Origin of the sequence: Clostridium tepidiprofundi DSM 19306 (assembly GCF_001594005.1) — a bacterium.
In the GTDB taxonomy this organism is placed as follows: Bacteria; Bacillota; Clostridia; order Clostridiales; family Clostridiaceae; genus Clostridium_AC; species Clostridium_AC tepidiprofundi.
In genome coordinates this window covers 1-1,169 of the sequence record NZ_LTBA01000122.1, presented here as the reverse complement: position 1 = coordinate 1,169, position 1,169 = coordinate 1, and the positions used below count along the sequence as shown (strand labels likewise).

The window sequence follows — 1,169 nt, the reverse complement described above, 5'->3', positions numbered from 1 at the left end:
TATCATATAACCATATCCTTTTCTTTTGTTTTATATGTTTTTGTTGTTATTAACATTAAAACATATTTGAAAAGGATTTTTCTATATTTATTTATAAAATTGACTTGTTATTTATTTTAATGTCCCTAATCGGGTTGTAATCGGGTTGAGAAAACCTCCGTTGCTTGTCTCGGAGGATGAATTGATCCATTATTTATTTTCATGATCCTAGTACAAATGTTAAAACACGGTATATATGCAATTGTTTTAAAAGTTTCTAACTAGCTTTAAGTGCAATAAAATCATCGATAATATTTTTATATTTATCATCAGTAAGTACAAGTTCAATTCCGATTGCACAAAGGGCTGATACTCGTGATTGAGTTATATTTCCAATAATTTTACATATATCTTTATCCTTCAAATTACACAAACATTTTAACATTAGTATATATAGAGCTTTTAGGTGTGTGCTATTTCTGTTGCCTTTCAAGAAAATTTGCCATTTGGGAATATTTGTATATTCCGAAACGAAATCTAATATTTCTTCATGGTCAAAATTTCTTTTTACAATTTGTCTTTCACTTTTGTATTCTGTCTTTTCATCTTTAAATTCAGTATTTTCTTTTAAAATTTTATTATCGCAGTTATATACAAGAATTAGATAAGCTTTTCGGGCTTTTTTTACATCTTTATCAAACATTTGCATAACATAATCCTCATCTAGTATACCAAAAGAATCTTTCATTAAGCCAAGATATACTCCCAGACTTGAATATTTATAATCTTCAAGATGACCTTTATATCCTTTCATATCTTTAGGATTCCTATGAATATATGCAGAAACTCTTAGCAAATAAGAATGAGTATCCACTATTTTGCTTTTAAATCTATCTTGGAATACATGACCTCGCCTATTATGTTTTTTGTTGTAATATTGAGCATATGATTGATTTATACTGTGCATGAATTGGCTTATATCTGCCCCGTTAGAATCGATTAATAAATGGACATGGGTTGTCATTATACAATAACCATAAACCTTAAAACGATATTTAACTTGCTATAAACGTGCATTTTAGCTAACAAATTTTTACATAACATAAAAATAAAAATATAGACATTCTAATTATCCTATTGTAATATATTCTTTGGAAAAACACTTACAAAGGATGATTAAAATGTCTACA

1 pseudogene is annotated in these 1,169 nt (G+C 27.1%); it reads right to left on the bottom strand.

Going from position 1 to position 1,169, the window contains the following annotated elements:
* Positions 1 to 256 precede the first annotated feature (256 nt).
* Positions 257 to 1,024 (bottom strand): annotated as a pseudogene (locus tag CLTEP_RS13980) (transposase); the annotation flags it as partial.
* Between the last annotated feature and the right edge of the window lie 145 nt (positions 1,025 to 1,169).